Raw genomic sequence first — 8,521 nt, forward strand, 5'->3', positions numbered from 1 at the left:
CCAGTACGTAAATCTGGGCATAGGTATCCCAACCCTGGTCGCCAACCATCTGCCCGAGGGTGTTCGGGTGACACTGCAAAGCGAGAACGGCCTGCTCGGCATGGGGCCTTTTCCCTATGAAGGGGAGGAAGACCCGGACCTCATCAATGCCGGGAAGCAGACAGTCACGGTACTGCCCGGTGGCAGCTTCTTCGACTCTGCCGTTTCCTTCGGCATGATTCGCGGCGGACATGTGCAGACGGCTATCCTTGGCGCCCTGCAAGTCTCAGGGTCAGGCGACCTGGCCAACTGGACCATACCCGGCAAGCTTGTCAAGGGCATGGGAGGTGCGATGGACCTGGTAGCAGGTACGCCGCGGGTAATCGTGATTACTGACCATGTTTCCAAGGATGGCAGCCCGAAAATCGTTACAGAATGCAACCTTCCCCTGACCGGCGTGGGCGTAGTCGATCGCATCATCAGCGACCGGGCGGTCTTCGACGTCGTGAACGGGGGCTTGGTCCTGCGGCAGACGGCGCCAGGTCATACTGTCGCGGAGATCAGGGAACTGACGGCGGCCCCTTTTAGCGTGGACCCCGATCTGGACGGCGCGGGAGGCGCGGAGACATCCCTGTCTTCCTCCAATCCGGCGACCCCGTCCCAGCGAATTGGCGCTGACGCATGAGCGCGTACATCGCCGGATATGCCCGGACCCCGTTCTCACGGTTCAACGGCCGCTTTGCCTCCGTACCTGCCACGGCCCTTGGCGCCCACGCCATTACAGCTGCCCTGAACCGCGCGGACGTGGATCCGGAAGAGGTCCAGAGGGTGATTGCCGGACACGTTCTGCAGGGCGGCGCTGGACAGAACCCCGCCCGGCAGTCTGCCGTGGCGGCCGGCATCCCCTTCAGCGTTCCGGCACTTACTCTGAACGCAGTATGTCTCTCGGGGATGGAAGCTGTAGTTGCTGCTGAACGGCTGATTGACCGCGGTGAGGCGGACGTCGTCGTAGCCCTAGGGCAGGAATCAATGTCGTTGGCGCCCCACGTGTTCAATGCCCGGGCAGGGCACAAGTACGGGGCCCTGGAAGTCGTGGACACGCTGGAGCTTGATGGGCTGACTGACGCCTTCGAAGGGCGCTCCATGGGGCTTTCCACGGAAGATGGGAACACAGCCTATGACCTGGACCGGGCCAGTCAGGATGAGTGGGCCGCGTCCTCACACCAGCGTGCCAAAACACATGCGGCATTCCACGCTGGAGAAATCGCCCCCTATACCTTGGCATCACGCACCGGAGACACCGTAGTTTCTGACGATGACGGCGTAAGAACCGGGACGACTGCAGAAGCATTGGGAAGACTCCGCCCGGCCTTCAGTAAGGAAGGGACAATAACTGCCGGCAATTCCTCGCAGATCACGGACGGGGCAGCTGCGTTGGTTCTGGTAAGCCAAGCAGCTGCAGAGCGTCTGGGCCTGTCACCCATCGCCATCGTGGAAGCGCACGCTCTGGTGGCCGGACCAGATGTCCGGCTGCACGACCAGCCGGCGAACGCGATTCTGACCGCGCTCAAGAACATTAACAGCGGGGTAGAGGAACTGGCGGCGGTAGAGATTAACGAGGCATTCGCTGCCGTTTCCCTCCGCTCGGCACAGAGACTTGGGGTCAGCCCAGACATCGTCAATACCCGCGGCGGTGCCATCGCACTTGGACATCCTATCGGCGCCTCAGGCGCCCGCATCATTGGAACACTGGCACGCCAACTCGCCGAGCTGGGACCGGGACAGCTGGGCGCTGCAGGAATTTGCGGCGGCGGCGGCCAAGGATCCGCAGTCATTCTCAGGTCGCTTTAGAACCTTCCACCCATGAGGCCTGCTTCCTGGGGCAGGGACTCCTATTTTCCCGGTGCTGGCAGCGGATCCGCAACACGCACCCGAGAGTCGGGGCCAGCGCCGGGTCTACTAAATTGCTGATTCCAAGAGGGCACGGTGGTATTCCATAGGGTGCTTCCTATGCACGGTCCCGGGGCTGTTTTCAGATGAGCAGGCCGGGTGGCGCCCCATGGTCCCCAGCGGCGCGCCTTATTAGGGGGCCGCGGTTTTGTGGTCCCAGGCAGCGTCCTGAGGGCCAGCTTCGACCGTGTGGAACCGCACGCGGCAAACGGCTACCTTTTTGACCAGTTCTTAAAACTCCAACGCCAACGGACGGACGGGCACGGCAGATCAGTACAGAACACGCATGCGATCCCTCCAGGAAGTGATCGATGCAGTCAGCGTTGAGATCACCGCCAACCGCATTGGGGTGCGTATTTCTGCGTCGTCCAGCTGTACGGACGTCTTTGATCCGGACAAGCGGAGCCTCTACTGGGCGTTGGTGCCAGCTCCAACCGACGAGGCCTGGCATACCTTCACCTGGTTGAATCAGGGATTGGGCTCTCTCGACGCTGTCAGCGATGGTCGAAAAGTGAGCCATTTCGTGGGCTGAAAAGTGAGCCACTTGACGCTGGTTATTCTGCCGTATTTTCCGGTCTTGTCGAGGGCAGTGAATCGACCTGGGTGTGTTTTAGGCGGTAGCTGGAGCCTTTGAGGGTGATGACTTCGGCGTGGTGGACGATGCGGTCGATCATGGCCGAGGCGACGACCTGATCACCAAAGACGTCTCCCCAGCGGGCGAAGGGCAGGTTCGAGGTCAGGATCAGCGAGGCGTGCTCGTAGCGTGATGAGACCAGTTGGAAGAACAGGTTGGCGGCGTCCTGCTCGAACGGGATGTAGCCGACTTCGTCCACGATGATCAAGCCGTAGCGGCGCAGCCTGACCAGTTCCTGGGGCAGCCTGCCGTTCTGATGGGCTGCCTGGAGCCGGGCGACCCAGTCAATCGCGGTGGCAAACAGAACCCGGTGGCCGAGCTGGGTGGCCCGTAAGCCCAAACCGGTCGCGAGGTGGGTTTTGCCGGTGCCGGGCGGTCCGAGCAGGACGATGTTGGACGCTTCGGTGAGGAACGCCCCGGTGGCCAGGTGCGCGATGGTGTCGCGTTTGAGGCCGGGCTGGTGATCGAAGTTGAAGTCCTCGAGTGATTTCCGGGCGGGGAACCCTGCGGCCCGGGCCCTGATCTCGGCACCGGAGGCTTCCCTGGCCGCGACTTCCCGGGACAGGACCGCGGCGAGGTATTCCTCATGCGTCCAGCCGGTCTCACGGGCCTGGTCTGCGAGCCGGGTTGCTGCTTCCCGGATCCGGGGTGCTTTCATCGCCCGGGAGTAGTACTCGATCTGGCCGACGGTTTCCTTGGCGGCCGACATCAGGCGACCTGCCCGTCATCGAGGACAACCCCGAACGCCCGGTCGTAGTCCGCCAGGTCCCGCAGCCCGGTTGTCTCGCCCACCGGGTGAGGGGTTTGGAAGGCCTTCCGCAGCGCCCGTGCCGCCTCAACGTGGTCCGGATCGGTGATGGTCAGGCCGGTGCCCCAGGACCGGGAGTGGGTCCCGACGGATCTGCCGTCCAGACTGATCGTGACGGTTTCGAGGTCGGCGGTGACGTCGACGAACCGGCCGATGGCCTGCGGGTGGACGGAGTAGTCGTTGGATCCCATCCGGACGTAGTAGTCCCTCGGGAGCCGGACCCTTGCGGTGAAGCCGGTGACCGGTGGGACCGGTGGCAATGCCAGCATGGCCGCTTTGTCCGCTGGGAGAAGGTCCGTCGGACGGGCGCCGGTCCGCCTGACCAGCCGGGCGTTGGCCCTCGGCAGCCACTGGGCGAGCTGGTTGTTGAAGTCCTCCGGGGAGGCGAAGACCCGGCCCGGCAGGAAGGACGTCTCCAGGAACTGGTTGGCCCGCTCCACCACGCCCTTGCTCTCCGGATCACAGGGCTTGACCTGCACGATTCGGGTGGCCAAGACACCGGCGAAAGCCGCGACTCCGGCGGCGTAGCTGTTCCGCCGGCCGATGCCGGTTTCGTTGTCCCAGATTAGCCGCCGCGGAACCGCACCCAGGGATCCGAGCAGCTCCCACATCCCGGCCAGCAGGTCCCCGGTCATCCGGGACGGGATCATCCGGGCCATGATGAACCGCGAATGCGAGCAGACCATCACCAGGACCGGCAACACCTTGGCCTTGCCGGCACCGACGGGTATCCGGACCTCGGGGAACCACAGATCGCACTGCGCCTGATCCCCGGGCTCATACGTGATCCGGTCAGCTGGATCAGCCGGCGCATACTCGGGCCGGATCCGGGCAACGTTCTCTCGGAACCAGGCCGCGGACCCAGACCAGCCCACCCGTTCAGCCAACACCGTCGCCGGCATCCGCGGGTTCTCCAGCAGCAGCGCACGAATTGCCGGTTCCACAGCCTTGATCCCGGAATCCTGCGGCGCCCGAACATAGGTTGGCGGACTGTCAGCACTGACTGCCTTCGCAACCGTGTTCCGGGAGATACCCAACCGCGCAGCTATCGACCTCATCGACTCACCCTCGGCCAGATGCAACCGCCGAATAAGCGCCCAATCCTCCACTGTGATCACCCACCCAATCGTTTGGAACGGGTGGCTCAGTTTTCAACCGTCACAATGGCCCACTTTTCGACCGTCACCGACAGACGCAGACCCGGAGGAAGAGAGCACTTAGAGCGCGGCATTGGGAAGCCTTTTCGATGGCCCGGTCATCGTGACATTTGGCCACGCTCCCCGGACGGGTGCTGCGGCCATCGGGTGCAGGAGTTGCAGACCTCGTCGACCTTGGCGGCCTGTTTATTGCCACCCTGACCTTCCACGCCGAATTCAAGCGGGTGCGGCGCTCATGGATATGTCACGACCTGTATGGCGGTCGGCCCGCAGGGTACATCGACTATCCCAAACTCCAATTTTCAATTAGAGCCTGATCAGAGAGGGCCAAAAGAAATGGCGGAACAAAACCCAGGTGAAACTGGAAACTCCCAACGTGGACTCAACGTCTTGGTAAGCGGGGCAGCGGGCGGAATGTGCCGGGGAATCAACAAGCGCTTGGGACGGGCTGGGCACACGCTGTTATGTGTCGACCTTGATCTGGAGCGCTGCCAGGCAGCAGTCGACGAGCTTCGCATCGAAGGATTCACAGCGCATGCGTTCGCTGCGGACGTCACTCGGCAGGACGACGTCGAACGCCTTAGGACTGACGTCAAAGCAGTCGTGGGGGAGGTTCATGCCCTGATCAACGCTGCAGGGGTTCTGGATCAGAAGATGCTGCTGGACCACGATGTGGATTCCTTCTCCCGGGCCATCGACATCAACCTGGTAGGACCCTTTGCCTTGATCAGGGCATTTGCGGAGGACCTGTTGGCCGCAAACTGGGGACGCATCGTCAACGTATCCTCCATCGCGGGGACCACCGGGTATCCCTATCCCAGCTATGCCGCGTCCAAGGCGGGACTCTCGAACCTCACGCGATCGTTGCTCGTCGACTTCTGGGGTACCGGCATAACGGTCAACTCTGTATGCCCCGGGGTCGTGGACACTCCCATGGTCATTCAGCAGGTCCGCGACCAAGTCCCGCACAAAGTTCCCACCGGCAAAATAATTGATCCTGACGAGATCGGCGCCTTGATCAGCTTCCTTCTGACTAATGACGCTCGGAGCATCAACGGCGCGGATCTTGTCATCGACGGCGGTGCCACCCAGATCTTCCAATGGTTTGACCAAGCCCAGGGCTGATGCCGTGGAAGTCACAGGCATAGTCCAGCGTCAGGCATGGTTGAACAAGGTCATTCCACCGGTCGAATTCCTTGGAAACGGCCTGTGGTCCGTTCCGGTGGTATTCCCACGGAACCCCATGCGCTACACCCTCGCGTATGTCATTGTCGACGGGGGCGACTGCTTGGTGATCGACCCGGGCTTTGACAGTCCACAGGGAAGGCTCGACCTCAAAGTGGGCCTGCGGGCCGCCGGAGTCGGCATCCGTGACGTCTCTGGCATCCTGGCGACCCATTTCCATACCGATCATCTCGGAATGGCCGGCTGGCTCCGGCGCGCATCCGGCGCGTGGCTGGCGCTGGGCAAGGAAGAGAAGCGATATATCTCCGCGTTTGAAGACCCTGCGGAGGAAAGCGAGGCCGACCGTAACCGGATGCGGACTTGGGGCGTGCCGGAAGACCGGGTAGGCGAGGCTGCCATGAGCGTTGAGGACCTGCTCCACATGCGGCGCCTGGCAGACCCTGACCTACGGGTCGGTAACGGAGACAGAGTGCCCATCCCCGGGTTCGAGCTTGCTGTCATAGAAACGCCGGGCCATACCCCCGGACACATCTGCCTCCGGGAAGAATCCCGGGAAATCTTCATTAGCGGGGACCACGTGCTTCCCCGCATTTCGCCCAACGTTTCTTTGGAAATCCGAGGCGACGCTGATCCATTGCGCAGTTGCCTGGAGTCACTTGACCGGATTGAGGCCGACACGCATTTCGAGGTCCTGCCCGCACATGAGTACCGCTTCAGGGGCCTCCAGGACCGGGTGCGCCAGCTGAAGTCCCTGGCGTTACAGCGTTCTGAAGAAGTGGTACGGGAACTTAGCGCCCAAAGAAACCCGACGGTTTGGACTGTTGCCGCCAAGCTGAGTTGGTCCCGGGGATTTGAGTCCCTGGGTAACCTCCAGCTACGCCTGGCCCTCAGCGAAACTGCTGCCCACCTGCAGTATCTGCGGACATCTGGCCACACCCACTTCATAGAGGGCCTGCCGGCCGCGCCCCTCCCGGCATAGCCTGAGGCCCTCCATGGCCAACTAACCAACGGCCGTGACATTCGCGTCGGGCGCAGGTGGCCTTTAGGTCTCCGGCCTACGGGCAGAGCTGTCAGCATCGGGAAATGAGCCTCAAGCTCGCGGCGACTCAGTGCTTTGGTACCACCTGGTCTCCCTCGTCGCTGACGGGCACCCCGACGCCGTCGTCGTTGGCCGGCCCGCCATCGCCAACCCTGATCTTGCCCGGCGTTGGAAGGATGGTCTTCCGCCAAATGGAATGGATCCGGCCGCGTTCTACGGCGAACCGGCCAACGGGGCCAAGCGCTACACGGACTACCCCGCTTACCTGAATTCGCTGGCAAAGGCAGCTTATTAGGCAATACATCGTGCTGACGGCCTACTGGTCATCGCCGGGGCTCCGCGGCCCGACTTCACTTACCTGGTCGGCGTGTGACCCTTACAAGAACGCCGAGGCGTGCGCGATGACAGAGGCTACCAAAAGAGGTAGGTTCCGGACCCGAGGAGCAGGCGGCGACTTGCTTCCTCTGGCGAATCGACCTGGGGCGTCAAGGTCAGTCGGATGTCATGCGTGCGAAAGCCCGCCCATAAGCAGCGGCTACTGAATCTGCCTGATCAGCCGTTAGAACACTTGACAGGGCAATCAGGCCTCGTGGCGCGGCAAAGACTCCCTCCAGTAGCAGCGCTAGGTGCAAGGCTGCTACGTCAGTACGGTCCGGTAGGACCTGTCCCGCGTTGTTAGGCTGCCGTTCCTGGAGATGCACGTGAAGCATTGACCCGAATCTGGTCACTATCGTGGGGAATCTATTTGCCCGGCCAGCCGCTTCAATCCCATCGGCCAGCTTGCTGGCAGATGCGTTCATCTGGTCGATGGCAGATTGCGTGAGATGTTCCAACGCCACGAGTCCGGCCCGGGCGGATACCAAATGGCCGTTGAAGGTCCCGGAATGCTTGATGGCGCCCGGTGTGCCCTGATCGAGTACGCGTAAGAGTCTCGCTGGTCCGCCCAAGGCTCCGGTCGGGTACCCGCCGCCGATCAATTTGGCCATAATAACGAGGTCCGCCTCCAGGCCGTACACTTCGGTTGCTCCTCCGTACGAAGCCCTGAATGTCTGTACCTCATCGACGACCAACAACGCTCCCACGCTCTGCGTCATGGTCCTGAGCTGCTTGACGAATTCACGTTCTGCGGGGATCACGCCACCCACACCCAGACACAGCTCGATGAAAACCGCAGCTACGGTGTCATCCAGCGCCTCTTTAACAGCAGCCGCATCATTAAAGGGCACCCGGGTGACTTGCGGATGGGGGCCGCTGATTAGCGGAGCCGAGCCGTGATAACCGCCTTCAAAGAGTACGAAGCGGTCTCGGCCGGTAACTGCTTGGGCAGTTCGCATCGCAAGTAAGGTGGCCTCTGTTCCCGAGTTTGTGAAGCGAATTTGCTCGGCTACAGGGTGCCGGGCAACCAGGTGTTCGGCGAGATCCAGTTGTGCTTCATGAGGGGCCGGGTAGACGACGCCTTCGCACGCGGCAGCCTTCGCAACCTCTACGACAGGAGGGAATGCATGCCCGTGCACCAGAGACGTGTAGTTATTCAGGACGTCCAAGTAGATATTTCCGTCGACGTCGGTGATCACCGAACCGGAAGCCTTGGTGATGCTCGCGGGATACGGCGGATAGAACGTAATGGACCTGGTTTCACCGCCTGGCAGGACCCTGCGTGCCCGATCTGCGACTTCTCGGGATCGCGGTGTACGCGCTTCAAACTCCTGCACGAGACCTGCCAGACACCTGCTGCTTACCACTTCTCGTCCTTTTGTTGGGGGGATCGT

Annotated in this window: 8 protein-coding genes and 1 pseudogene; 6 read left to right on the forward strand and 3 right to left on the reverse strand. The window is 62.2% G+C overall.

Going from position 1 to position 8,521, the window contains the following annotated elements:
- From HTS88_RS21555 to HTS88_RS21570, 3 genes are all read left to right on the forward strand, one after another.
- Window positions 1–664 (forward strand): 3-oxoacid CoA-transferase subunit B (locus tag HTS88_RS21555; RefSeq protein WP_174182176.1); only part of this gene is annotated, 664 nt, incomplete at its 5' end.
- A complete protein-coding gene (locus tag HTS88_RS21560; protein ID WP_174182178.1) occupies window positions 661–1,830 on the forward strand; it encodes an acetyl-CoA C-acyltransferase in 1,170 nt (389 codons plus the stop codon). The genes HTS88_RS21555 and HTS88_RS21560, both read left to right, overlap by 4 nt.
- Before the next feature lie 385 nt (window positions 1,831–2,215).
- Window positions 2,216–2,461, forward strand: a complete 246-nt coding sequence (locus HTS88_RS21570) for a hypothetical protein (RefSeq protein WP_174182182.1) — start codon at window positions 2,216–2,218, stop codon at window positions 2,459–2,461.
- A 22-nt stretch (window positions 2,462–2,483) separates the two neighbouring features.
- Here the strand turns inward: HTS88_RS21570 and istB are convergent, their stop codons facing one another.
- Window positions 2,484–3,272 (reverse strand): IS21-like element helper ATPase IstB, encoded by a 789-nt coding sequence (gene istB, locus HTS88_RS21575; protein ID WP_174182184.1) that lies wholly within the window; start codon window positions 3,270–3,272, stop codon window positions 2,484–2,486.
- Window positions 3,272–4,489 (reverse strand): IS21 family transposase, encoded by a 1,218-nt coding sequence (istA, locus tag HTS88_RS21580; RefSeq protein ID WP_174182186.1) that lies wholly within the window; start codon window positions 4,487–4,489, stop codon window positions 3,272–3,274. Before istA ends, istB begins: the two co-directional genes overlap by 1 nt.
- Window positions 4,490–4,942: 453 nt before the next feature.
- Between istA and HTS88_RS21585 the strand changes: the two genes are divergently transcribed.
- From HTS88_RS21585 to HTS88_RS21595, 3 genes and pseudogenes are all read left to right on the forward strand, one after another.
- On the forward strand, window positions 4,943–5,653 hold the full coding sequence (locus HTS88_RS21585) for an SDR family NAD(P)-dependent oxidoreductase (protein WP_246256551.1): 711 nt from the start codon (window positions 4,943–4,945) through the stop codon (window positions 5,651–5,653).
- 118 nt (window positions 5,654–5,771) lie between these two features.
- A complete protein-coding gene (locus tag HTS88_RS21590) occupies window positions 5,772–6,692 on the forward strand; it encodes an MBL fold metallo-hydrolase (protein WP_246256550.1) in 921 nt (306 codons plus the stop codon).
- 148 nt (window positions 6,693–6,840) lie between these two features.
- Window positions 6,841–7,047: pseudogene (locus tag HTS88_RS21595) on the forward strand (hypothetical protein); the annotation flags it as partial.
- Window positions 7,048–7,243: 196 nt separating this feature from the next.
- Here the strand turns inward: HTS88_RS21595 and HTS88_RS21600 are convergent.
- Window positions 7,244–8,521: aspartate aminotransferase family protein (locus tag HTS88_RS21600; protein ID WP_217432822.1), on the reverse strand; the 1,278-nt coding region annotated here is incomplete at its 5' end.

It is taken from the genome of Pseudarthrobacter oxydans, from assembly GCF_013314975.1.
GTDB lineage: Bacteria > Actinomycetota > Actinomycetes > Actinomycetales > Micrococcaceae > Arthrobacter > Arthrobacter oxydans.

Coding starts and splice junctions, on each gene's coding strand:
- istB (WP_174182184.1), bottom strand. CDS start 3,272: ATGTCGGCCGCCAAGGAAACCGTCGGCCAGATCGAGTACTACTCCCGG.
- HTS88_RS21560 (WP_174182178.1), top strand. CDS start 661: ATGAGCGCGTACATCGCCGGATATGCCCGGACCCCGTTCTCACGGTTC.
- HTS88_RS21590 (WP_246256550.1), top strand. CDS start 5,772: ATGCGCTACACCCTCGCGTATGTCATTGTCGACGGGGGCGACTGCTTG.
- HTS88_RS21570 (WP_174182182.1), top strand. CDS start 2,216: ATGCGATCCCTCCAGGAAGTGATCGATGCAGTCAGCGTTGAGATCACC.
- HTS88_RS21585 (WP_246256551.1), top strand. CDS start 4,943: ATGTGCCGGGGAATCAACAAGCGCTTGGGACGGGCTGGGCACACGCTG.